The 23,566-nt window shown below is 62.3% G+C and carries 19 protein-coding genes and 3 pseudogenes; 5 read left to right on the forward strand and 17 right to left on the reverse strand.

The genetic code is table 11. From position 1 onward, the window contains the following. Positions 1-389: 389 nt before the first annotated feature. The 6 genes and pseudogenes from E1832_RS23245 to E1832_RS03155 form a co-directional block, all read right to left on the reverse strand. A pseudogene (locus E1832_RS23245) lies at positions 390-476 on the reverse strand (IS6 family transposase); the annotation flags it as partial. 81 nt (positions 477-557) lie between these two features. Continuing rightward, positions 558-1,313, reverse strand: coding sequence for a sulfotransferase-like domain-containing protein (locus E1832_RS03135; protein ID WP_280960198.1), 756 nt, complete (start codon positions 1,311-1,313; stop codon positions 558-560). A 64-nt stretch (positions 1,314-1,377) separates the two neighbouring features. Beyond that, positions 1,378-2,817 carry an amidase gene (locus tag E1832_RS03140; RefSeq protein ID WP_133358284.1) on the reverse strand — a complete coding sequence of 480 codons (1,440 nt, stop codon included), beginning with the start codon at positions 2,815-2,817 and terminating at the stop codon, positions 1,378-1,380. Between the two features lie 22 nt (positions 2,818-2,839). After that, a complete protein-coding gene (locus E1832_RS03145; protein ID WP_133358285.1) occupies positions 2,840-4,897 on the reverse strand; it encodes an ABC transporter permease in 2,058 nt (685 codons plus the stop codon). Then, positions 4,894-6,030 carry a quaternary amine ABC transporter ATP-binding protein gene (locus tag E1832_RS03150; protein ID WP_133358286.1) on the reverse strand — a complete coding sequence of 379 codons (1,137 nt, stop codon included), beginning with the start codon at positions 6,028-6,030 and terminating at the stop codon, positions 4,894-4,896. The genes E1832_RS03145 and E1832_RS03150 overlap by 4 nt, the downstream gene beginning before the upstream one ends. 130 nt (positions 6,031-6,160) lie before the next feature. Then, positions 6,161-7,096: an ABC transporter substrate-binding protein gene (locus E1832_RS03155; RefSeq protein ID WP_133358287.1), complete on the reverse strand. Its 936-nt coding sequence runs from the start codon at positions 7,094-7,096 to the stop codon at positions 6,161-6,163. A gap of 151 nt (positions 7,097-7,247) precedes the next feature. Here E1832_RS03155 and E1832_RS03160 point away from each other — a divergent pair, with 151 nt between their 5' ends. Both E1832_RS03160 and E1832_RS03165 read left to right on the forward strand, forming a co-directional pair. After that, a complete protein-coding gene (locus tag E1832_RS03160; protein ID WP_133358288.1) occupies positions 7,248-8,039 on the forward strand; it encodes an MBL fold metallo-hydrolase in 792 nt (263 codons plus the stop codon). A 53-nt stretch (positions 8,040-8,092) separates the two neighbouring features. Continuing rightward, positions 8,093-9,250: an iron-containing alcohol dehydrogenase gene (locus E1832_RS03165; protein WP_133358289.1), complete on the forward strand. Its 1,158-nt coding sequence runs from the start codon at positions 8,093-8,095 to the stop codon at positions 9,248-9,250. 82 nt (positions 9,251-9,332) lie between these two features. Here the strand turns inward: E1832_RS03165 and E1832_RS03170 are convergent, their stop codons facing one another. Continuing rightward, positions 9,333-10,226 carry a fatty acid desaturase family protein gene (locus E1832_RS03170; protein WP_133358290.1) on the reverse strand — a complete coding sequence of 298 codons (894 nt, stop codon included), beginning with the start codon at positions 10,224-10,226 and terminating at the stop codon, positions 9,333-9,335. 268 nt (positions 10,227-10,494) lie between these two features. After that, entirely contained in the window at positions 10,495-11,367 is an 873-nt protein-coding gene (locus E1832_RS03175; protein WP_245513787.1) for a GlxA family transcriptional regulator, read from the reverse strand. Between the two features lie 165 nt (positions 11,368-11,532). On the opposite strand from E1832_RS03175, the gene E1832_RS03180 reads away from it, so the two are divergent. Genes E1832_RS03180 through E1832_RS03190 form a run of 3 tightly spaced genes read left to right on the forward strand, consistent with a single transcriptional unit; the run spans position 11,533 to position 15,507 of the window. After that, positions 11,533-12,693 carry an acyl-CoA dehydrogenase family protein gene (locus E1832_RS03180; protein ID WP_133358320.1) on the forward strand — a complete coding sequence of 387 codons (1,161 nt, stop codon included), beginning with the start codon at positions 11,533-11,535 and terminating at the stop codon, positions 12,691-12,693. Continuing rightward, entirely contained in the window at positions 12,693-14,729 is a 2,037-nt protein-coding gene (locus E1832_RS03185; RefSeq protein ID WP_206020988.1) for an acetate--CoA ligase family protein, read from the forward strand. Before E1832_RS03180 ends, E1832_RS03185 begins: the two co-directional genes overlap by 1 nt. Beyond that, entirely contained in the window at positions 14,722-15,507 is a 786-nt protein-coding gene (locus E1832_RS03190) for a carnitinyl-CoA dehydratase (protein ID WP_133358291.1), read from the forward strand. The genes E1832_RS03185 and E1832_RS03190 overlap by 8 nt, the downstream gene beginning before the upstream one ends. 105 nt (positions 15,508-15,612) lie before the next feature. Here E1832_RS03190 and E1832_RS03195 read toward each other — a convergent pair whose 3' ends face one another. From E1832_RS03195 to E1832_RS03235, 9 genes and pseudogenes are all read right to left on the reverse strand, one after another. After that, entirely contained in the window at positions 15,613-16,518 is a 906-nt protein-coding gene (locus tag E1832_RS03195; RefSeq protein ID WP_206020989.1) for a zinc-binding dehydrogenase, read from the reverse strand. Positions 16,519-16,706: 188 nt separating this feature from the next. After that, positions 16,707-16,925, reverse strand: a pseudogene (locus E1832_RS22850) (IS6 family transposase); the annotation flags it as partial. 333 nt (positions 16,926-17,258) lie between these two features. After that, positions 17,259-18,665: a mechanosensitive ion channel family protein gene (locus tag E1832_RS03205; protein ID WP_133358293.1), complete on the reverse strand. Its 1,407-nt coding sequence runs from the start codon at positions 18,663-18,665 to the stop codon at positions 17,259-17,261. Then, a pseudogene (locus E1832_RS03210) lies at positions 18,550-19,014 on the reverse strand (Crp/Fnr family transcriptional regulator); the annotation flags it as partial. The gene E1832_RS03205 and the pseudogene E1832_RS03210, both read right to left, overlap by 116 nt. After that, complete coding sequence (locus tag E1832_RS03215) at positions 19,015-19,716, reverse strand: VIT1/CCC1 transporter family protein (RefSeq protein WP_133358294.1); 702 nt, start codon at positions 19,714-19,716, stop codon at positions 19,015-19,017. 19 nt (positions 19,717-19,735) lie between these two features. Then, positions 19,736-21,658 (reverse strand): heavy metal translocating P-type ATPase, encoded by a 1,923-nt coding sequence (locus tag E1832_RS03220; protein ID WP_133358295.1) that lies wholly within the window; start codon positions 21,656-21,658, stop codon positions 19,736-19,738. Positions 21,659-21,667: 9 nt separating this feature from the next. Further along, positions 21,668-22,060 carry an FAD:protein FMN transferase gene (locus tag E1832_RS03225; RefSeq protein WP_133358296.1) on the reverse strand — a complete coding sequence of 131 codons (393 nt, stop codon included), beginning with the start codon at positions 22,058-22,060 and terminating at the stop codon, positions 21,668-21,670. Beyond that, positions 22,061-22,390, reverse strand: a complete 330-nt coding sequence (locus tag E1832_RS03230; protein ID WP_133358297.1) for a chaperone modulator CbpM — start codon at positions 22,388-22,390, stop codon at positions 22,061-22,063. Continuing rightward, the gene (locus E1832_RS03235; RefSeq protein ID WP_133358298.1) at positions 22,387-23,331 is read right to left on the reverse strand and encodes a DnaJ C-terminal domain-containing protein; all 945 of its coding nucleotides are present in this window, start codon (positions 23,329-23,331) and stop codon (positions 22,387-22,389) included. The genes E1832_RS03230 and E1832_RS03235 overlap by 4 nt, the downstream gene beginning before the upstream one ends. Between the last annotated feature and the right edge of the window lie 235 nt (positions 23,332-23,566).

Below are 23,566 nucleotides of genomic sequence, written 5' to 3' on the forward strand. Positions count from 1 at the left end.
TGAAGTAGCGAAAGGGCGATCTTCTGGTCATGTCCAGACGCTACGAAACCGCCCTGCCCGCCTCAAGCTGGTTTGTTTTGACAATGCCCTCGGCAGCAAGCCGGGCCTCGGCTTCGGCCTGGGTGAGGCCCTGATGTGACGGTGCTGACCCCTGCGGTTTCGTAATGGACAATGTCAAACTGCAGACCTCTCCTGGAGGGACACAAACCTGTGATGAACCTGACGGGCAGCGTGGTGAACGCCATGCACTTCGTTCCGGAGCATATTCGCCTTCAGGCGACATTATCGAACTCATTGGACTGTTCATAGAACGGTGCTGCCAGACGAATGCGAACCAGTCACGGCCAGGGCAGGATAGCTGTCCCTTATTCAGCACAGAGACCGCGCCACTCGGCGAGATGCCAACGCCAGCGGCTCGATCGCATGCCCTCGATCCGCCGCTTTCGGATTTCGGCTGCGAACATCGGCCCGCACCGAAGCGTCTGGTCGTGTCCAGACGCTCCGGAACCGCCCTGCCCACCTCAAGCCAGTTTCTACTGACACCGCCAGTCAACAGCCTACGGGAGGGCGCGGGCGCACAGCTTCTCGTAGAACGGCCAGTGATGGGCAAGCATCGCCCGCAGGTGGGGGGCGTTGCGGGCCGCGGCTTCGAACACTTCATCGGCGTCCGGCAGGGTCTCGGCGCTGCGAATGCGGTCATTCGACAGGGCCGCGCGGTGCCAGTTCTCCACGCCCTTCCACTCATTCGGGATGACGTCCTTCAGGTCGAGGGCATGCGGAGCAGGCGGAAGGCCGCAGGCGGCGAACAACGCATCGGCGCTTTCCTGCGGGGCGGCCTGCACGCGTTCGGCCTCTAGTACGAGCGGCCAGGCGCCCTTACGGTCGGCGATATGCGCCGCGTGCTGGTACTGCGCCTCCAGCCCGATTTCGGTGAGGCTCATCTCGGGGTCCAACTTGTAGTAGGACGCGATCGACCGCCGCGGGTCACGCACGAGGAACACGTTGATCACCCGATCCACCAGGTCATCGTCCGTCAGCGCATCGGGCATGACGTAATAGCTCATATCCTTGAAAAAGACCGGCCCCGCCTCTGCCGCTTCATACAGCATTGCCTTGATCGCAGAATAGGTTCGCGGGTGTCCCTCCTGCGGTTCAAAATGGGGAAAGCGGCCACGGCCTTCACCCAAATAATAGTAATACATGAAGGGTTCATGAAAACATCTCACGTCGCCGCGGGCGCGCATCACGCGCTCCATAGCCGTGGACATGGACCTTGGGTGGCACCACAGTGCAATCAGGGGATGTTTCGTCACGGGACTCTGGCCTTGTGTTCAGAATGATTGAGGCGCTTTCACCGGGTGTGCTCCGGGGATCGGATCAATCGGCGATCAGCGGGCGCCGCTGCCCCCAGGGCGCGGTCTGCTCCAACTGGCGGGCGAGGCGCAACAAAAGCGCATCTTGCCCCACCTGCGCGGCAAACTGCATCCCCACCGGCAATCCATCGGCGCCATGATAAAGGGGCACAGACATGGCGGGCTGTCCGGTCAGGTTGTAGATCTCGGTATAGGGCGCGAAGGCACCGGCCCGTTCGGTCCATTCCGGTACGCTGCGCAGGGCCGCCTCGCCCAGCAGCCCCGAGGGGATCGCCGCTCCGGCGGTTACAGGCGTGAGGATGATATCGAAGGGGCTCAGGGCCCGCGCCAATCGGCGGCGGATATCCCAGCGTTTGACGCGCAGGCGAGCGGCCTCTGTCATGGTCAGTTGTGCCGCCTGATCCAGCGCAAAGCGCACCAGCGGGCCAAGCTCATTGTCCTGCGGCGGGCGGCCCAGGACCTGAGTGCGCATATCGACGAGCAATGCAATGTCCGAGGCCCATAGCGGTGTTGCGGGCTCACTGGGGTCGGTGTCCGCGGGCCAGTCGAAGGGCGTGATCGCATGTCCGAGGGTTTCAAGGAGGCGGCCGGTCTTGGTCAGGATTTCCGCGATGCCATCGGTCGGCAATTGCCCCGACGGGGCACTCGCGCACAAACCGATACGCAGGGGCGGTGGCGGCCGGTTGATGGCCGCAAGGTAGCCACTTTCAGGAGGCGGCGAGAGCGGACAGGGCATGCCCTGCTCCGGCGCGGCCGTGGCGTCGAGCATGGCCGCGGAATCGCGCACGGTTCGGCTCACCACGTGATCGCAGTTGAGCCCGCCGACCAGCGGGCCCAGCGCAGACCCCGTGGCCACCCGCCCGGCGGACGGTTTGAACCCGAAAACGCCGCAGCATCCGGCGGGCACGCGGATGGAACCGCCGGAGTCGGAGGCGTGGGCGATGGGCACGAGCCCGGCCGCGACCGCCGCCGCAGCCCCTCCGCTCGAGCCTCCGGGCGTGCGCGTTGTGTCCCAGGGGTTGAGCGTCGGCCCATAAAGCTCCGGCTCGCAGGCGAAATCGGTCGCGAATTCGGGCGTATTGCTGCGCCCAACCACGACGAGTCCAGCCTCGCGCCAGCGTCGCGCAAGATCGCTGTCGGTTTCGGCCTTCGGCGCGTCGGCGAAAAATCGGCAGGCATTGGTCAGCGGCCAGCCGCGCACCTCGACGTTGATGTCCTTGGCCAGAAAGGGGATGCCGGCCAGCGGCGCATTTCCGGGTGCCTCGCTGGCCGCCGCGCGGGCCTGCGCATCATCGCGCTGGATGACGGCGTTGATCGCTGGGTTCAACCGATCGATTCGCGTCAGGGCGGTGTCGGTCACTTCGGCGGCAGAGACCTCACCGGCGCGCACAAGCGCGGCCAAGCCAACGGCGTCGTGACGACTGTATTCTTCTGGAGACAGCATTGCAGCCTTTCCTGAGTGGGCGTTACATCCGGTCGCCGCCCATGGCCTGGGTCATGCGGTCGGCCAGCATGGCAATGATCGCCATGCCCACGCCGGCGACGATGCCCACGCCGAAATCTCCATCGCCCAATCCGATGTAAACCCGTTGTCCCAGATCACTGGTGCCCACAAGCGCGGCGATCACGAGCATGGCGATGGCATACATGATCGTCTGGTTCAGCCCGAGCAGGATAACCGGCGCGGCGAGCGGCAGCTTGACCCGCCACAGAAGCTGCCAAGGCGTGCAACCGCTTGCGGTGGCCGCTTCGATCACCTCCTTGGAGACGCTGCGAATACCGTGTTCCGTATATCGGATCGAGGGCACGATCGCATAGGCGATGATGGCGAGAAGGGCGGTGAATTCGCCGATCTTGAAGATCATCACGAAGGGAATGAGGATCACGAAGAGCGGCATGGTCTGAAGGGCGTCGTTGAACGGGCGCAGGGCGACGGAGACGGCATCAGACTCTGCCGCCAAGATTCCCAACGCCCCCCCGACCAGAAGGCAGATCAGCACAGCCAGACCGCATAGGTAAAGCGACAGCATCGCCTCTTCCCAAACGCCCGCAAGCAGAAGAAAGCCAAGGCCGGCGGCCATGCCCAGCGCGAGCCGCCGCCCCCCGGTCTGATAGGCCAGCAGGGTTGCCATGGCGATCAGCGTGGGCCAGGGCATGCCCGAGATCCCGACGAAAAGCATAATGCCGAAGAACATAACAAGGGCCGCCCTGCGCCAGCTTCCGCGCCACCAGGACAGCGCCGCCAGCGCGAGCACCAAGACGCCATACCCTGTCTTGAGCGTGTCTGTGAAAGCAAACCCCCAGGAGAACGGCGTTATCGTTTGCTCGAACCCCACTTTCACCGGCAGCATCACGAAGAAGAAAGCCACCTGTTTGATGTAGTTGATGGTCGCGGCGAACTCCGTGACGACATATTCGATCCCGGCATTGAGTTGATCAGCCGGGTAGAACTCCCATGCGGCGGGGTATTCCCTGAGGAACGGCAGCACCTGAGCCAACGCCGCCACAGCAACCGCGAGGACCAGCGCAGAGAGCCACAGCGTCCTTGGCCTGGCGCCACCAACCAGACCCTCCGGCCCACTCGTATCGCGGGCGGCAATCTGCGCGGTGAGCCGGTCCATCACCATCGCCATCAATGCGATGACCAGCCCCAACAGCAGGCTTTCGCCGAACAGCGCCCGGCGTATGGACTTGAGCACCTCCCAGCCGATATCGGCCGTGCCGCCGATGATCGATGCGATGATAACCATTGAAAACGCGGCCATCGTGGTCTGGTTCACGCCAAGCAGGATCTGGCGCATGGCGCTGGGCACTCGGACACGCCAGAAAAGCTGGCTATTGGTTGCCCCGGCCATTCGTCCAGCCTCGATGATCTCTGCGTCGACGTTGCGCAGACCAAGCGTGGTGTTGCGCACCATTGGGGGCACCGCGTAGAGCAGGCTGGCAATCAGTCCAACCACGGGACCGAACCCGAACAGCAGCAGGATCGGCAGCAGATAGGCGAAGGCCGGGATGGTCTGCATCATGTCCATCGTGGGGCGTATGATGCGATCGGCCCGGTCATTGGCGAACCCGAGCGTGCCCGTAAAGAAACCGATGACGACGGCCAATGGCACGGAAAGTGCGACCAGCGCGAGCGAATTCATTGCCTCGGTCCAAAACCCGATGAGGACCATGTAGAACATCGCCGCGAACGAAAAAATGGCAAGACGCCAGCCCGACACCACGTAGGCCACGAAGACCACGAGGGAAACGATAACGGCCCAGGGCAGACTGTTGATGCCATCTCGAATCCAGCGCATGAGCACAGAAAGCAGATCGGAAAACGCCTGGAAATAGGTTCCAAAGACGCTGATAACCCAGTTCATCCCGGAGTTCAGCCACGGCGTGAGCGGGACCGTCCAGCCCTCGGGGAAGCGGATCATCCAGGGCGCAGCCTCGCGCAGCACGAGCAGCACAAGCGTCGCCGCGATCAGAGCACCCCATGCAGGACCGCCCGAAGCCAGCTGACGGATCCCTTTCATGCTGAATCTTTCGCGGTTTCGCTGCCGTCCTCGTCCATGGCTGCGCCATGAGCCGCCGTGCGTTTGGCCAGCGCATCAATCAGGCTTTCGGGTGTGACCTGTCCAATGATGCGGTCGCCTTTGCGCACGGCCAGCGCGTCGTATCGGCCGGCCAGCTGTGGCAGCAGATCCTCCAGCGTCGCGGTTGCCGCGACCTCCGGCTGTCCGGCCGATGGCTGCTGCGTGGCGCCGGGGGCGAGCGCATCGGCCGCCGTCATGACGCGCACCAGTGGCACGTCGCGCGTGAACTCCGCAACATAGGAATCGGCGGGGTTGGTGATCAGATCAACGGGGCGGCCGATCTGAACGACCATACCGTCACGCATCAGCATGATGCGGTCGGCGATACGCAGCGCCTCGAGGAAGTCGTGCGTAATGAAAATGATGGATTTCTTTAGTGTGCTTTGAATATGCAGGAATTCGTCCTGCATCTGTCGGCGGATCATGGGGTCGAGCGCGGAAAAAGGCTCGTCCAGAAGCCACAGTTCGGGTTCTACGGCAAGAGAGCGCGCGATACCCACACGTTGTTGCTGACCGCCGGACAATTGATGCGGATAGCTATCCTCGCGACCTTCGAGACCCACAAGAGATATGACGTTTTCGACCCGCTTGCGACGTTCCTTCTCGGGCATGCCCTGAAGGGTCAATGGAAAGGTGACGTTCTCGATCACGTTGAGATGCGGCATCAGGCCAAAGTTCTGAAAGACCATGCCCATCTTATGTCGCCGGATCTCGATCAACTCGCGCGCGGATTTGCGCAGCAGATCCTCGCCGTCGAGCAGCACCTCGCCAAAGGTGGGTTCGACCAGCCGCGAAAGACAGCGCAGAACCGTTGACTTCCCAGAACCCGACAGCCCCATAATGACGAAAATCTCACCCTGCGCGACGTCAAAATTGACATCGACCGCCGCCGGGATCAGGTTCTTCTCACGCATCCGGGAGGCCAGTGCCGCCGGGTCGTTAAGCGCCTTCGGATCCCGGAACCAGCTTTCCGGCTGTGCGCCGTAAACTTTCCAGAGATTTCGGCACTGAAGCTTCGGTTCCAGCTCGGGGGAGGGGCCGGATCCGGAGGGCTGTGTGTCGTCTTCGGGCATGTTTCATCCGTGATGGGTGGGGCGGCATCGTGGTGCCCCAGCCTAAAGAAACCGGGCGCCTTCAGCCTAAGTGGTGCAATTGAAACTCGGGGGGCAGCGAAAGCCCCCCGAGACCCGGCAGAGGCGCCGGTTATTTCTGCGCGGCTTTGGCCGCTTCGATCCACGGCGTCCAGATCGTTTCGTTTTCGGCGATCCAGCCGGCAGCGACTTCTTCAACCGACATGCCCTGTTGATCGACCTTCAAGATCATCTTGTTCTGCGACGCGTTGTCCATCTGGAACGCCTCGGCAAAGGCATAGGCGCCGGGCCAAGTCTCTTTGAAGTCGCGAGTCACCAGTTTGCCGACGTTGGCCTGGACAAAGCCGCAGGCGCTTCCGCGCGACTGGTTGGCCTCGTCGCAGACCCCCTCGGTCTCGTCGAAGTCGATCCAGTTGAAATCATACTCGGCAAACAGCCAGTGCGGTGCCCAGAACATCATCAGAATGGGTTGCTTCGCTGCGATTGCACTGCGCAATTCGGCGACCATAGCGCCCTCACTACCGCCGGCGACCGCCTGGAACGGCAGATCGAGGTTCTTGACTAGATCGCGAGAGCGCGTCCCCCAGTCGGCCGGATAAGTAATCAGCCGACCGTCCGGAAAGGTGTCGGCCACGGCGAAGGCCTGTGCGCAATCATAGAGCGCCTCATAGCTGGGCAAGCCCGGGCACTGCTCTTCCATGTAAGGCGGGTAAATCCACCCTTCGCGCGACTCGATGCCTAGCGGGCCGATCAGGGCAATGTCGCCCTCGGCAATGGCCTTGGGATAAATGTCACCGACATTGTTGTCCCAGAACTCGGGCTGAAAATGCAGAGTACCCTGCGCCATCGCCGCCAGCTGCGGCACGGCGCCAGCGGTGACATACTCGACCTCGTAGTCGAGCTTCTCGAGCAGCTGGCCAGCGATGTGCGCCGATGTGTTCTGCCCTGTCCAAGAGTTGACGGGAATCCGGATCGCCTCGGCCTGTGCGCTGCTGGCGAAGGCGCCAATGCAAAGTGCCGCGGTCAGTTTCAGAGTGGATTTAAACATATTCTGTCCTCTACTTCCCCATTGGTTAAGTCTTGTTCTAAGGTGGAACACATTCAATGACAACAATCCGCTCCAAACCGCCCAGAAGTCGCGGTGGAACCGTGGTGGCGCTGCGGCATGCGGGACCGGGTGCGTTCAGCTAGGAGGGCCGATGCAGGTCAGTACGGCAGGGAATTGGTATGAAACCACTTCGGTGGGGGATGGGGTCACCCTGGTTCGTGAGCGCCATGTCGCACCGTGGCTACGCTGCAATATCTGGCATGTCAGGGGGCGCGACCGCGATCTGGTCATCGACACGGGCATGGGACTGCGCCCCTTGTCCGAGGCGATCTCGGGGCTTGCCGAGGCGCGCCCGGCAATCGGGGTGGCAACGCATATGCATTTCGACCATTCTGGCGGGCTTCACCAATTCGAGGACCGCGCAGGACACCCATTGGAGGCCGCGATCATCGCCGCCCCAAACGCGCATAACACGGTCGCGGATATTGGATACGTGCGCGCGGAGACCTTTTCGGCCCTGCCCTATGAGGGATTTGACCATACTCAGTTTGCGGTCAGATCCGCGCCGCTGACCCGCCTCGTCGACGAGGGAGACGTTTTCGATCTGGGCGATCGCGTGTTTCGAATATTGCATTTGCCCGGTCACTCGCCCGGCTCCATCGCGTTGTACGAGCGTGAAACCGGCCTCCTGTTCAGCGGTGACGTGATCTATGACGATGACTTGCTCGACAACCTGTATCACTCTGATCCGGCGCAGTTGGAAGAGTCGCTCCGGCGGTTGAAAGAACTGCCCGTTTCAGCCATTCATGCTGGGCATTTCGTATCTTTCGGGCAGGAGAAAATGATTGAAATCATTGATGAATACTTGGCCGGCGGGCGGCGGATAACCGATACAGACAGCTTTGTTTCGGCCGCTGGCTGCAAGAATGCGCCCAAGCGCTGAGACACAGGCCGGTCTTGCGCGCCTAGCGCATCCAGCCAGAGAAGGAGAACCACTTGAACATACTATCCCCGGTTGACTGGACCTTTCCGATCCCAATCTTTCTCGGCCCCGGCAGGCTGGCGGATGTCGGCGCCTTCTGCCAGAAAACCGGCATCACCGCGCCACTCATCGTGACCGACCGGGGGTCGCGTGACCTGCCTTTTATAGGGCGGTTGCAGGAGGTTTTGGCGGCGAAGGGGCTTCGCCCGCAGCTGTTCAGCGATGTCAATCCCAATCCCACTGGTCAGAATGCCCAGGCGGGCAAGGCGGTCTACGACGCCGGGAACCATGATGGTGTAATCGCCATCGGCGGGGGATCGGCCATGGATGCGGCAAAGGCGATCAGCCTGATCGCCGGACGTGACACACCATTGTGGGCTTTCGACTTCGACGTGACGCCGCCCGAGGCGCACGGTTTTGCACCGTTGATTTGCGTGCCGACCACCGCCGGCACCGGCGCTGAAACCGAGAGCACCGGGATGATCACAGACACCAGCCGCGGAATCAAGGGATGCGTCTGGCATCCCGATCACCGCCCGGCGCTGGCCATTCTCGATCCCGAACTATCGGTCGGCCTGCCACGCACTTTGACAGCCTGGACGGGCTGCGACGCGCTGACCCATGCGATCGAAGCCTATTGCGTGGACATGTTTCATCCGATGTGTGACGGAGCCGCGCTTCAGGCGTTGCAACTGATAAACGGATCGATCCGGCAGGCGGTCGACCAACCGGAGAACCTGGAGGCGCGCATGGCTATGCTAGCCGGCAGCTGCCTGGCCGGGGTTTCGTTTCTCAAGGGCCTGGGCATGGTGCATGCCATCAGCCACATGGTGGGTGCTCTTTATGACACGCAGCACGGGTTGACCAATGCGGTGGTTTTACCCACCGTGTTGCGCTTCAATCGGCCCGAGATCGAGAACCGCATTCCGGCCATGTCCGACGCGCTCGGACTGCAAAGCCGGGACTTCGACGGGTTCTACGCCGCCGTCTGCGCCATTCTCGATGATCTCGACATCCCCAAGAACCTGGCGGAGCTCGGCGTGGGACCGGACCGGATCGAAGAACTTGCGCGCAAGGCGAAGGCCGATCCGGCGGCCGCGACAAACCCGCGGCAGGCGGATGTCGGCGAGATCGAAAGCCTCATTTCGGAAGCGATCGAGCAGGCGCGCTGAGGGTACGGGCGCCCACGCATGTCCTGTTCACTCCAGTCGGCGTGGACAGGGACATCTCGGGCGCCCTCCGGCCAAGCCGTCGCTATGCGGCCGGGTGCGTCCCGCGTGGTTCCGGGTTCGGCAGTATGCCTTCAATGCGCACGTCGTTTTCTTTCAGTGTCGGGCGCAGTTCTTCGAAGGTTTTCTTGTAACGGTACCAGGGGATTCCGGGCATCATGTGATGGATCAGGTGATACCCCTGCCCCAGCAGAAGCGCATTGCCACCGGGCATCTCAACGATCCGCGTGTTGCGGTACCGTCCGGTTTCATGGTGATCGTGGTGCGGCGACCATGTGAACATTATCAGCATGACACTGTTCCCGATATACCAGGGCACCAGCCAGAGCGTCAGAAGCTCATACCCGTAACCCAGCGCAATCACGGTGACGACCAGCGCGGTGTTGAATGCGAACCCTGCCATGCTGCGCCGTTCCGCGGCCCGCGACATCTGCAGTTCTTCACAGCGTCGATAGAGCAGGATCGGGTTGAAATAATTCCCAAGCACGACCGGAAGTCGAACGAAAACATAGTCCAGAAACCCCGCCCGCGAGGAAATATCCGGGTCGTCGTCGTGGTTGGTGATGCGGTGATGCACCAGATGGTCCGCGCGGTGGTGATCATAGAACTGCCACAGCAAGACGCCCGCAAGGCTACCCAGGAGCCGGTCCACCCATTGCCGATCCTTGCGCATGGCACTGATGTTCATATGCACCGCTTCGTGCAGGACCGTGTAGATGGCATAGATCACAACCGTGTTGATCGTTGCTGCCAGCGGATATGAAATCGCGCCGGTCATGGCCATGGCCACCGAGGCGGCGAAGGCCGTCAGGCACCCGAGCGCGAGCAGCACCGTTGGCCAGGCAAAGCGCGGCGTGTTCGCGCGGCCGACCGAGATTTCGTGACGAATTGTCGATCTGGCATCCTTAGTTCCGATCATGGTGTTTCCCGCTTTCCGTTTCCGATGTCTGACGGTTTGGCGGTTATATAGCAAATTCCTAATCTGTTAGCACCCCGTTGCTTAAACAGCCGGATTCACCCTGCGCCGCGCTGCACGACACCCCACCTGACGCCAGGCGGCGAAGAACGCGGTTCTAGAGTATTCTGACGCTGGCCTTGGTGGCCCCGCCCCCGTCCCGAAAAGCGTCCCGAAAGGCCGAATTCCAGGATGAACAACGCGGGAGGTTCATGTCACTATCATCTCCGCTTCAGTTCGTTTGCCGAAAGGTCGTCGGTGGCGCGCCAAACTCTTCGACGAATGCACGCGTCATGGCGGCCGGGTTCTGATATCCGCAGCGCAGGGCGATTTCCGCCACCGAGTAGCCGGACTGTTCCGCATAGCGCCGGGCCGACATCAACCTAAGCCTCTTGTAGACCGTTTTCGGACTCGCGCCCAATTGGGCCTGGAATTCGCGGTTCAGTTGTCGTTGGGTGGTCCCCGCCTGCCTTGCCAGGTCAGCGATGGGCAGCGGCGTCTCGAGATTTGCCGACATCAGCGCAACGCAGGAGTCCACAAACAGCGACCCCTTGGTCTTGTATAGCAGACCCGGCGGCTCGCCGGAATTGGAGAACAGCAACAAGGACGCGACCTCAAGGCGCAGAATTTCCCCGTGGGTACGGCCTATGAGATTCAGAACCAGATCGAAAGCCGACATCGCGCCGCCGCATGTCATCAGGTTTCCGTCGACGACAAAGCGCTCGGAAACTGCATCGACGTCTTCGAAGGTCTCCGAGAAAGAGGTCATTTCGTCATGGTGGATCGTCGCGCGGGACCCGTCCAGCATACCTGCGGCGGCCAAGAGCCAACTGCCGGTGTCCATCCCGACGATGTTGCGAAACCGGCGTGCTGCGCCTCTGATCCCCCTGAGGTTCCTGTATCCCGCCTGATCGCGCACGCCGTAGCTTGGCATTACGAACAGGTAATCGCCCCCCGGATGATCGCTCAAACGACACTCGGGCACAACCGGCAGGCCGCTCGACGACGTCACCCCCGCGCCATCCAGGGTCACGAACTGCCAGCGATATATCTTTTTCGACGAAAGGTCGTTCGCGGCCCGCAGCGGCTCGATCGCGTTCGCCAAGCAATGGTTCGAAAACCTTGGAAACAGGAGAACGGCAACCTCTTCGGTTTCTTCTCTCGAAATTCGCCATTTTCGCATCATTTTTGTCTATTCCTGCAAACCACCGCATGTCAAAGCGAATATGGAGAGGGAAACACCAGACACTCCTTGCTCGAGGTGACCGACATGCAATTTGGTTTGACGGACGAACAACAGATGATCGTCTCGACCGTCCGTAGTTTCGTGGAGAAAGAGATTTATCCCTACGAGGCCGAGGTCGAACGAACTGGAGAAGTTCCCGAAGAACTCGGGCAGGAGATCAAGCGGAAGACCATCGAACTCGGCTTCTACGCCTGTAACTTTCCCGAGGAGGTCGGCGGGGCTGGGCTGTCGCACCTCGACTTCACGCTGGTCGAGCGAGAGCTTGGTCGCGGCTCTATGGCCCTAACGCATTTCTTCGGGCGACCGCAGAACATCCTGATGGCGTGCAAGGATGAGCAGCGCGACCGCTATCTGCTTCCGGCGGTGCGCGGCGAACGGATGGACGCACTTGCGATGACCGAACCGGACGCGGGTTCGGATGTGCGAGGCATGAAATGCCAGGCGGTGCGTGACGGCGGGGATTGGGTGATCAATGGCTCCAAGCACTTCATCTCGGGCGCCGAGCATGCGGATTTCTTTATCGTCTTCGTCGCCACCGGCGTCGACGAAACGCCGAAAGGGCCGAAGAAACGGATCACCAGCTTCCTCGTGGATCGTGGAACGCCGGGCTTCGAGGTGCGCGAGGGGTATCGCTCCGTGAGTCATCGCGGCTACAAGAACTGCATTCTCTATTTTGACAATTGCCGCCTGCCCGACGCACAGGTACTTGGCGCGGTCGATGGCGGCTTTGACGTGATGAACGAGTGGCTCTACGCCACCCGCCTGACCGTCGCCGCCTTCTCCGTGGGCCGCGCGCGCCGGTGTTTTGACTATGCGCTTGCCTATTCGGCGGAACGCAAACAATTCGGCCAGGCGATCGGGAAATTCCAGGGCGTGAGCTTCCAGGTTGCCGACATGATCACCGAGATCGACGCCGCAGATTGGCTCACCCTGTCGGCCGCCTGGCGTCTGGACCAGGATCTGCCGTCGAACCGCGAGATCGCCTCGGCCAAGCTCTACGCGACGGAAATGCTGGCCCGGGTCACAGATACGACGCTGCAGATATACGGGGGTATGGGTCTGATGGACGACTTTCCTATCGAGCGGTTTTGGCGCGATGCCCGGGTGGAGCGGATCTGGGACGGGACCAGCGAGATCCAGCGCCACATCATCAGCCGAGACCTTCTGCGTCCTCTGGGGGCCTGATGCGAGGACTGGATCGCCTTCTGCGGCCGAGGACCATCGCCGTGATCGGCGGCGGAGCCTGGTGCGCCAATGTCATCGAGCAATGTCAAAAGATAGGCTTCACGGGCGAGATCTGGCCGGTACATCCGAGCCGCGACACAGTAGCGGGTGTCGCGGCCTTTGCCGATGTCGACAGCCTGCCAGCGGCCCCTGACGCCGCCTTCATCGGCGTCAACCGCGATGCCACGATCGACGCCGTCGCCCGACTGTCAGCGCGTGGCGCAGGTGGCGCGATTTGTTTTGCCTCGGGGTTTCGCGAGTCACAGGAAGAGACCGGCGACGGCGCGGTCAAACAGGCCGAACTTCTGGCCGCCGCGGATGGCATGAAGATCATCGGTCCCAATTGTTATGGGCTGTTGAACTACCTTGACGGAGTCGCACTCTGGCCCGATCAGCATGGCGGCGAGGCGGTCGAGACCGGCGTCGCGGTGATCACGCAATCCTCCAACATCGCGATCAATTTGACGATGCAGGAACGCGGCCTGCCGATCGCCTATGTGATCACGGTGGGCAATCAGGCGCAGACCGGCCTGTCCGAAATCGGTGTGGCGCTGCTGCAGGATCCGCGCGTGACCGCGCTCGGCTTGCATATCGAAGGGATCGACGATCTTCGCGGGTTCGAGGAAATGGCGGCCACGGCCCGCGAACTCGGGAAACCCATTACAGCGCTGAAGACCGGAAAATCGGAACAGGCCCGCGCCGCCACTATCTCGCACACTGCGTCGCTTGCCGGCAGCGACGCCGGGGCGCACGCCCTGCTTGCGCGTTTGGGCATCGGGCGGGTGACGTCGCTCTCCGGCCTGTTGGAAACCTTGAAACTGCTGCATGTGACTGGTGCACTGTCTTCTGGCCGCATCGCCTCGCTGTCGTGCTCCGGGGGCGAAGCCAGCCTGATTGCAGACATGGCCCATGGCTCGGGCCTGTCCTTTCCCCCTCTCAGCGATGCCCAGGAAACCGGGTTGCGGGCGGCCCTGGGGGCCAAAGTCGCCTTGTCCAACCCCCTAGATTACCACACCTATATCTGGAATGACGGGGCCGCGCTGGAACGCACCTTCAGCGCGATGATGACCGAGGATCTCGCGCTCGGCATCGTGGTTCTCGATTTCCCGCGCGCCGACCGGTGCTCTGCCGAAGCCTGGCAGCCCGTGATAAATGCAGTTGCGGGAACGCAGGCAGCCACGGGGCGGCCGATGGCAATCCTGAGCTCCCTCGGAGAAGCGATGCCTGAGAGTGTGGCACAGGAGCTGGTCCGCCTTGGCATCGTGCCTCTCTCGGGCATGACCGAGGCGATCGAGGCGATCGACGTCGCGGCCCGGATCGGGCGGTCGCGACCCGCGCCCGAAGCGCTGCTATTGCCGCGGAACCGCACCGGCGCGCGCACATTGACCGAGGCCGAGGCGAAGACCGCCCTCGCCGCCTTCGGCGTGCGCATCCCCAGAGCTGAGCGCGTGGCGGGCTCCGACGCCGCCGCCTCCGCCGCCATGACGTTGGGCTTTCCAGTTGTCCTCAAGGGCGAAGGGATCGCGCACAAGACCGAGGCAGGTGCGGTTGCGCTGGCCCTCGGATCTGCGCAAGCCGTGCGCGAAGCCGCCGAAGCCATGCCGACCGACCAATTTCTTGTCGAAGAAATGATCACCGACACTGTCGCCGAACTGCTTGTCGGGGTCGTCCGCGATCCGGCGCATGGCTATGTCTTGACGCTGGCGGCCGGAGGCACCTTGACCGAACTTCTCGAGGACCGGGTGAATCTTCTGCTGCCCAGCACGCCTGAGGACATCCGGGCGGCCTTGAACAAAATGAAACTGGCCAAACTTCTCGACGGCTATCGGGGCGCTCCCGCTGTACACAAGGGCGCGATCGTCGATGTCGTGATGGCCGTACAGTCCTTCGTCGCGGCAACCCACCCTGAAGAAATCGAGATTAACCCGCTTCTTTGCTGCACCGATGGTGCTGTCGCTGCCGACGCGCTAATAATCACTGGAGAAAACCATGACTGATGCCCCTGTCAAGACGCGCCGCACCGGGCATATCCTCGAGGTCACGCTGGATCGCCCCAAGGCCAACGCCATCGACCTCGCGACGAGCCGGATCATGGGCGAGGTCTTCACAGAGTTCCGTGACGACTCCGACATGCGCGTGGCAATCGTCACCGGCGCGGGCGAGAAGTTCTTCTGCCCGGGATGGGATCTCAAGGCCGCCGCCGACGGAGACGCGGTTGACGGCGATTACGGCAAGGGCGGCTTCGGCGGGTTGCAAGAACTGCGCGGCCTGAACAAGCCGGTGATCGCGGCGGTCAACGGGATTTGCTGCGGCGGCGGGTTGGAACTGGCGCTGTCGGCCGACATCATCCTTGCCGCCGACCATGCGACGTTCGCCCTTCCCGAGATCAAGTCGGGAACCGTGGCGGATGCGGCGACCGTCAAACTACCCAAGCGCATCCCGTATCACATCGCAATGGAGATGCTGTTCACGGGCCGTTGGATCGACGTCGAGGAAGCCGCCCGCTGGGGAATGGTCAACCACGTCTATCCAGCGGCGGATCTCATGTCCGAGGCGCACAAGCTCGCCGAATTGCTCGCCTCCGGCCCGCCACTTGTTTACGCAGCGATCAAGGAGATCGTTCGCGAGGCGGAGGACATGAACTTCCAGGACGCCATGAATCGCATCACGAAGAGTCAGTTCGCCACTGTCGAGACCCTTTATCGCTCCGAAGATCAACTTGAAGGCGCCCGCGCCTTTTCCGAAAGGCGCGACCCGGTTTGGAAGGGAAAATAGGGCAGTTCCGAAGGACCCTAACTTAATGCAGGACGGGCTTACGCAGGTAGTGATACCAGCGGCGGCCCCGCCCTGCTCAAGCGGCTTCCTGTCGACGACGCCACTTCACTCTCTGATGCGGAGCGTCACCTTGCCGATCGCGGCGCCGCTCTCCAGCATGGCCTGCGCCTTACCCGCCTCGGCCAGGGCGAATGTCGCGGCATGGCGGATGGTCAGGTCACCCGAGGCCACCAGCGCGAGCGCCTGACGCACGATCTCGGCCTGTGCACCCAGCCGGTCTTCCAGCCCATGCCAGATCGGGGTCAGCATCATGACGTTATGGATCGTCAGGTTCTGGTTGTAGGCGCTCAGCTCGTCGTCATCCCCGGGCGTGCCCATCAGCGTCACGATGCGTCCATAAGGTGCCATTACCTTGTATGTCTGTTGCAGAACCTCGGGGCCTGCGTTGTCCAGCGCGACGTCAACACCCCCCGACCATGACCGAACTGCCGCCACGACATCCTCTTCGCGGTAATTGACCGCCAGCTCGGCGCCAAGGTCCGACACGATCTGCGCCTTCTCGGGCGAACTGACGGTGGTGGCGACCTTGCCCCCCCGCAATCGCGCCAGCTGGATGGCCACATGCCCCGTCCCGCCAGCGCCGCCGTGGATCAGAACATGCTCGCCTGCCTGCAGGTTGGCGCGATCGTAAAGCGCCTCCCAGCACGTGATGGCGACAAGCGGCAATGCCGCAGCTGTCAGATCGTCCACTTCATCCGGCACGCGGGCCAATTGCCAGTCAGGCAGCACCGTGGCCTCGGCATAGGTGCCCATCGTGCCGCCAAGCCCGCCATTGCAGAATGCAACCCGGTCGCCAACCTCGATCGAGGTCACCGCCGGGCCGACGTCGCGCACCACGCCCATGCCATCGTGGCCCAGGACGAACGGCTGATCGCTCGTCACATATCCCCCCAACTGGCGAAAGAACGTGTCAGCCGGGTTGAGACCTGCGGCATACAGGTCCACGAGCACATCGTTTTCCCCGGCAGGCCATGCAAGGTCGACATCCTGGAGCTGGAGAACCTCTGGTCCGCCAAGCTCGGTGGTCACGACAGCCTTTGTCTTCATCGGTAAACCTTTCGCAATTTTGAAGAGTTGGCAGGGAGTTGACAGGACGCTATACGGCCCCCCTGCCCCACCTCAAGTCCACCTCCTTTGACAAGACCCTCGATACGCCGCTTCCGGATTTCCGACGCAAACATCGGCCCGAACCGATGCCACCAATACCGGACGGCTTCGTGGCTCACATCGATACCACGTTCGTGAAGCAAATCCTCGACGTTTTGGAGCGATAGCGGAAACCGGACGTACAACATCACCACCAAGCGGATGTTTTCGGGGCTCGTCTTGAAGTAGTGAAAGGGCGATCGTCTGGTCATGCCCAGACGCTACGGAACCGCCCTGCCCGCCTCAAGCTGGTTTCCTTTGATAGTGCCAAGATAAATGTGGGTGGCGGTGCTGCCAGACCAATTCTAAACAGTCTCGGCAAGGACAGGATGGCTGTCCCTTATTCAGCACAGAGACCGCGCCACTCGGCGAGAGCGGCGGCGCGGTTCGCGGCGACAATCTATCGGGCAGTTCAAAGAAACTGGATATTCGTCAGCCGTCGTGATCGTCGAACCAGACCCGACCCGACCGTTGCAACCAGGCGGGGTCCATATATGTCCCCACATGACAATGCCGTCCGGGGTATTTTCCAATGCATGGGGACCTTAGCTTCGCCTTGCATCCCTCTTCTCGGCGGGGAGCAGGTTTTCACCGGCGTCGGTCAGGTCGGCGGCGTCGGCCTGACGCTCCAGTTCCTCCCTTTCGGAAAGGAGGTCACCCTCACCGGGTGTTGCCGCCACGGCATCCCCCCTTCCGGGGGCGGGACGTTGCGGCTTAACCTCGGTGTCGCGTTCTTCGGTCGAGACTTGTCGGACGGGCACACCCTCCGGGAAGATGATCTCGCGAGCCTCGTCGGGCATCGAGATGCCAGCGTTCTGAAGCGCCCGCTTGACCTGCCGCATAAGCGCCGATCGGACCTTGAATATCGAATACGATCTTCCGTCGAACCAGAACTGCACCCGAATGCTGACCGTCGAAGAACCGAGCTCATCGACCAGAGCGCCCGGTTCGGGGTCGTCGAGCACCGCAGGATGCGCGCGGAGCGCATCCATAATGACATTCTGTGCCTCCAAGACAGAATCCTCGTATCCAATGCCGACTGTGAACTCTGACCGCCGGTTTGGATTGGTGGAGAAGTTCTTTATGATACTCTTGAAAACGAGCGCGTTCGGGATCTGCACATGGTTTCCGTCCAGCGTAAGCAGGACGGTGGTGCGCATGTTGAGGTTCTGAACGATGCCCTGATGCTCGCCGACTTCTATCCAGTCGCCTGCCCGAAAGGGGTTTCGGATGCTGAGAAGAATGCTGGCGAGAGAGTTCTCAGCAATCTCTCGAAAGGCGAGGCCCAATACGATGCCGATGAGCCCGGTGCCACCCAAGACTGTTAAGGCGAGTCGTGTAAGGCCTGCGACTTGCAGCACAAGATAAATGCCGATCAAGATCACGGGTATCGACAGTGACCGAGCCACGAGTCTAAGGAGCAGTGGTGATTCAATACGTCGGCGTAGCGAATGACGCGCCAGGGCAGCCACGCCGCGTGACAAGATCCATGCGAACAGAAGTATAATCAATGAAACGACCGAAAGCGGTGCAAACCATTGAACGCGATTGGCTAGCCTCTCGATCTCGCGCCAAGTTGGAGTCAGGTCCCAGCTGATCTGTGGCTTTACCTCAATTCGGTTGACGACCGCGACAACGCCCTCTGTTCTAAGGGCCAACTGACGTGCCCAATCCGTCCGCTCTTCGGTTTCGGTCTGACCGTCCAGAAAGACGATGCCCTCGCGCACCGAGACGGTCACGGAACCAAACCATTCGCTGGCGACCAGAATGCGACTTAGACGATCTGCGATCTCAGAGTCGCGCACATCAGGCGCGACTGAGACCTCTCTTTGCGGATCACTGGCGGCTGAATCCAGACTGTTCGGCGACGTCTGCGTTTGGCCAAGGGAGAAGCGGCCCTTTCTGATCCATGTAAGACGGATCGAACTGGGCGAACTTGACCAGTTGGTCATAGCCGTCGAACGCGACAAACCCGTCCCGAAACGTGACCATTCCTGCTTCGCGCAACTGCCGGAGCACCCGGTTTACATGGACAGCACTCAGCCCGAGTGCGTCAGCCAGAAGGTTTTGCGTCAGCGGACAGGCATAGCCGTCCTTGCTCCCCAATCCGACAAAGGCAAGCCGGTCGCCAAGCTCCAGTAGGAAATGCGCCATGCGTTCGGCCGCATCGCGGCATCCTACATTCACCAGATGCTCTACCACCATCGCCTCGTCGCGGGACGCGGCCCACAAAACCGCGTTGGCCAGCCGGGGCGTTTGCGCAAAAGCGTCCAGAAGGTCGGCGACATGAACTTCCGTCGCCTACCCTACGGTCACACCAAAGATCATACCCACCGCTGCGGTCGCGGCCATGGCAAGCGCGCCCCAGAACGTGACGCGAACGGCTCCCTTCACGATGCCCGCACCGCCGACCGATGCCCCGAGTCCGCCCAGCACTGAAAGCGCGATCAGAGTAGTGACCGCGACGACGAGAGTGATCTGGGCCGCAGGAACCAGCGCAGCAATGATGAGCGGTATGACAGCGCCGACCGCAAAGGTCGCCGCTGACACCAGAGCCGCCTGAATCGGATGCGCGGTCACGGTCTCCGAGATGCCAAGCTCGTCACGCGAATGCGCGCCAAGTGCGTCTTTCTCGGTTAGCTGGATCGCGACCTGGCGCGCGAGGCCATCGTCAAGCCCGCGCGCAACGTAGATGCGTGTGAGCTCATCGAGCTCGGCCTCGGGTGTTTCCCTCAGTTCCCGGGTTTCGCGCGCGATGTCGGCCTGCTCCGCATCGGTCTGTGAACTGACGGAGACGTATTCGCCAGCAGCCATCGACATCGCCCCTGCGACGAGCCCGGCAAGACCCGCAATCAATATCTCTGGACGCCCAGATCCTGCCGCAGCGACCCCGACGACGAGGCTCGCTGTGGAAACGAGACCATCGTTCGCGCCAAGAACAGCGGCACGTAGCCAGCCGATGCGATGAACCATGTGGACTTCGGAATGGGAGATTCTGCTCATCTCAAAAGGGCCTTCCGGGCTATGTTGCGGTGAATGTCGGCGTGGGCGGGCGACGAGCCGCCGTATCGCCAGGGCTGCCTTCGATCTGAACTACGTGACCCGGCACGATCCTGAGAGCTCGCAATGCATTGAGGATAACCGCCACGTCGATCAATTCCTGCAGGAGCGCGCCCTGCACCGGGGACAGGTAGCCGAAGGCCGCGGCGATCATGCCAAGGACCGAGAGACCAATCCCGGCAGCGACGCTCTCAACGGCGATGCGGCGGGACCGTTGCGCGATCTCGATACCCGGCAGAAGGCGATCCAAGTGATCGACCAGCAGCACGACATCCGCCGCTTCGGCCGAAGCCGCCGCCCCACGCGCGCCCATCGCGACACCGATGTCTGCGGCAGCCAGCGCGGGCGCGTCGTTGACACCGTCGCCCACCATCATGACCGGGCCGTTCTTCCGCTCGGTCAGGACCAGCAGGACCTTCTGGTCGGGGGTCAGATCGGCGCGCACGGCATCGAGGCCAAGGCCCGCCGTCACGGCCTCGGCAACGGCGCGGCGATCACCTGTCGCCAGCAGGATGCGGCCGACGCCGAGACGTCGAAGCCGTGAAAGCAGTTCTCCCGTGCCAGCGCGCAGCGCGTCGGCCATCACGATGTGGCCGGCGAGTTTCCCGTCGACGCCAAGGGAAACGACCACCGATCCCGCCTCGACCACCGTGCTTTCGGGGTCGGCAACGCCAAGCTGCGTTGCGACGAAACCCGCGCCGCCCACCACGACCTTGCGTCCGTCGATTGCCCCGGCAACGCCTTCGCCGGGCGTCTCGACCACGCTTGCGGGGATCGGCAAGGCAATTCCGCGCGCCTGTGCCGCCCCGACGATGGCCTGTGCGATCGGGTGTTTCGAGGCCTGATCGAGCGTCGCGGCGAAGTACAGAAGTTCGTCCTCGGACAGGTCGCCATGCATGTCGATCGACACGATCTGCGGGCGTCCGTCCGTCAGCGTGCCGGTCTTGTCGAGGATCAGCGTGTTGATCCGGGCCAGCGCCTCGAGCGGTTTCGCGCCCTTGATCAGCACCCCGAAATGCGCTGCGCGCGACAGGCCGGCGACCAATGCCACCGGAACCGCGAGGATCAGCGGGCACGGCGTCGCCACCACCAGCACCGCCACTGCGCGGATCGGATCGCCCGTAAACCACCAGGCGGCCGTCGCCAGCGCGACGGTCACGGCGAGGAAAAGCAGCGAATAGCGGTCGGCCAGCCGCGCCATTGGCGCCTTGGACTTCTGCGCCGCCTCGACCAGCCGGACGATCCCGGCATAAGTGCTGTCCGCAGCGCGCCGTGTGGCCCGCAGATCAAAGGCCTCGCCCGCGTTGGTCGAGCCGCTCATCACGTCCTGTCCCCGCGCCAGCCGGGCGGGCATCGACTCGCCGGTCAGCGCGGACCGGTCGAGCATCGCGCCGGCGCTTTCGACCGTCCCGTCCACGGGGGCGACGTCGCCCTGCCGGATCAGCAGCAGATCGCCAGGCGCGATGTCTTCGAGCGGGACTTCATCCAGAGCGCCATTGCGATGCCGCGTGGCGGTCCGGGGCACGCGGGACAGAAGATCGCTCATCTCGCGCCGCGCGCGACCCTGCGCGAAACTCTCGAGGAAGGTGCCGCCCGAATACATCAGCGCGACAACCGCCGCCGCAAGGGTTTCCCCGAATAGCAGCGCCGCCGACATCGACAGCGCCGCGACGATGTCCAGCCCGACCTCGCCTTGTCCAAGACTTCGGACGATCTCGATACAAAGCGCCAAAAGGACAGGAACGACGCCGGCCGCCCACGCGACCCCGGCAAGGTCCGGCTGCCCCGCCAGCCAAAGGACGAGGCCGGATACGAGACCAAGCAATGCCAGGCCCAGCAGGGCGACGTTCAGGCGATCATGAAACAATGGTGTCATCTGGTGCATGTCCCGGCGTCAACTCACGCGCTCGGGATCTGGACGGGTCTCGAATAGCCGTCCCACTCTCGTTTCGCGAAGATGATCGCCCTCACGATCAATGAAGAGAGCGCTCACTTTACTTTTACGCGCCAATATCGCGCCCTCCAAGCTTCCTTTTACCATCAGGGCCGTAGCCCATGCATCCGCCTCGGCGCAGGTCCGGGCCACGACGGTCACCGAGACGAGCGAAGTGATCAGTGGCGCGCCGCACCTGGGGTCCATGGTGTGCGACAGATGGCGGCCCTGCACCTCGACCCGGTGCCGGTGGTCCCCCGAGGTTGCTACGGCGGCGTCCTGCAGCGCACATTTCAGTAACGCCTGTTCCCGGCACACTGCCACGGCGTGCATCTGGACGCCAAACAAGGCCATTCAGACCCGCTTCATTTCCGCCATGACTTGGGCCTTCAGATCTGCCGGGAGATCATTTATCGCGTGCCCCATCGTTGCAAGATCTTGTCGCGCGGCGTGCAATTGGTCGATGAGCGAAATCACGATGTCGAGACCGGTCTCATCCAGATCCAAGTCCTGGGACAGATCGCACAAGAGCTCTAGGCGCGCGATGTCAACCCGGCGAAAAACATAGCCGTTTACGTCCCGCTGCGGCCTGACGAACTCACCCTCGACAAAGCGGACAAGCTGGCTGCGGGTCAGCCGCGTCACAGTAGCGACAACCTCGTCTTCGGAGAACCGGTCTGTCATGTCGCGGCCCCTTTCATCAGATCGGCCCTCGGGTCGAAGGCATGTGTCTTTCGCCATTCCGTGAGGAAATCGCGCAATGCCGTATCTGTGGCGGGCGGTGTGACGATCTTCAGTTCAACCAATTGGTCGCCTTTCGCCTTGCGCCCCGTATGCGCGACACCGCGACCCCGCAAACGAAGGACGCGGCCCGAACTGGCTCCCGCAGGGACCGTCAGGTCCACGGGACCGTCGATGGTCGGTGCCGTTACCTTGCCGCCGATAACGGCCTCGTCAATGGTGATCGGGAGAGTCAGGAGAATGTCGTCGCCGTCTCGACGGAACACCGGATGGGGCCGCACCAGAACGGTGATGAGCGCATCACCTGCCGGACCGCCACCAATGCCGGGCGCGCCCTTGCCGCGCAGCCGCAGCGTCTGTCCGTCTTCGGTGCCTCGCGGGATCTTGACCGCAAGGCTCTGGCCATCAGGCAAGGTGATGCGGGTCTCGGCGCCTCGTGCAGCATCCAGAAACGGCACCTCGAGCGTATAGCGTACATCTGGGCCGTGGGCGGAAAACCCACGGTCGGCAAAGTCAGCACCGGACGACCTCGTACGATTGCGTAGAATTTCTGCGAAGATGTCAGCTGGATCGGCATCCGTGCCGAACCCGCTCCCTTGTTGGTAAGTGTTGTCCGCCGCACCTGCGAAATCACGATAGTACTGCCGCTGAGGGCGCTCTGCGCCGAGGCCGTCGATCTCTCCCGCATCGTATCGTGCGCGGGTCTCGGGATCTTTCAGGATCTCGTAGGCGGCAGAGATCGACTTGAACCGCGCCTCGGCCCCTGCGTCGTCTGGATGCAGATCGGGGTGGCTTGTCCGCACCAGTTTCCGATACGCCTTCTTTATGTCGTCAGCCGTGGCGGCCTTCGTGAGGCCGAGCAATTCGTATGGATCGTTGGACATCCGGGCTCCCTGTTCGACAACCATCGCATAGTGAGGCGGCAAGCGCCCGCAAACGGAATTAACCCGTTCGAAATGCCATGGCGGCGCCTGCTTCGTCGCTGATCTATGTCAGGGTGGGAAAAGCATGATCCCGTACCGGACGCGGCACCGGTCACGATGGCTGTCTTGTCGTCGACAATCAAATCTCATGGAGGCTCTTCTGCAAATGGATAAGTCCGGGAGAGGTCGCACAGGT

The sequence above is a fragment of the Antarcticimicrobium luteum genome (assembly GCF_004358185.1).
Classification (GTDB): Bacteria; Pseudomonadota; Alphaproteobacteria; order Rhodobacterales; family Rhodobacteraceae; genus Antarcticimicrobium; species Antarcticimicrobium luteum.

Coding starts and splice junctions, on each gene's coding strand:
- E1832_RS03140 (WP_133358284.1), bottom strand. CDS start 2,817: ATGCTGTCTCCAGAAGAATACAGTCGTCACGACGCCGTTGGCTTGGCC.
- E1832_RS03145 (WP_133358285.1), bottom strand. CDS start 4,897: ATGAAAGGGATCCGTCAGCTGGCTTCGGGCGGTCCTGCATGGGGTGCT.
- E1832_RS03150 (WP_133358286.1), bottom strand. CDS start 6,030: ATGCCCGAAGACGACACACAGCCCTCCGGATCCGGCCCCTCCCCCGAG.
- E1832_RS03155 (WP_133358287.1), bottom strand. CDS start 7,096: ATGTTTAAATCCACTCTGAAACTGACCGCGGCACTTTGCATTGGCGCC.
- E1832_RS03160 (WP_133358288.1), top strand. CDS start 7,248: ATGCAGGTCAGTACGGCAGGGAATTGGTATGAAACCACTTCGGTGGGG.
- E1832_RS03170 (WP_133358290.1), bottom strand. CDS start 10,226: ATGATCGGAACTAAGGATGCCAGATCGACAATTCGTCACGAAATCTCG.
- E1832_RS03180 (WP_133358320.1), top strand. CDS start 11,533: ATGCAATTTGGTTTGACGGACGAACAACAGATGATCGTCTCGACCGTC.
- E1832_RS03185 (WP_206020988.1), top strand. CDS start 12,693: ATGCGAGGACTGGATCGCCTTCTGCGGCCGAGGACCATCGCCGTGATC.
- E1832_RS03190 (WP_133358291.1), top strand. CDS start 14,722: ATGACTGATGCCCCTGTCAAGACGCGCCGCACCGGGCATATCCTCGAG.
- E1832_RS03205 (WP_133358293.1), bottom strand. CDS start 18,665: ATGACCAACTGGTCAAGTTCGCCCAGTTCGATCCGTCTTACATGGATC.
- E1832_RS03215 (WP_133358294.1), bottom strand. CDS start 19,716: ATGAGCAGAATCTCCCATTCCGAAGTCCACATGGTTCATCGCATCGGC.
- E1832_RS03220 (WP_133358295.1), bottom strand. CDS start 21,658: ATGCACCAGATGACACCATTGTTTCATGATCGCCTGAACGTCGCCCTG.
- E1832_RS03225 (WP_133358296.1), bottom strand. CDS start 22,060: ATGGCCTTGTTTGGCGTCCAGATGCACGCCGTGGCAGTGTGCCGGGAA.
- E1832_RS03230 (WP_133358297.1), bottom strand. CDS start 22,390: ATGACAGACCGGTTCTCCGAAGACGAGGTTGTCGCTACTGTGACGCGG.
- E1832_RS03235 (WP_133358298.1), bottom strand. CDS start 23,331: ATGTCCAACGATCCATACGAATTGCTCGGCCTCACGAAGGCCGCCACG.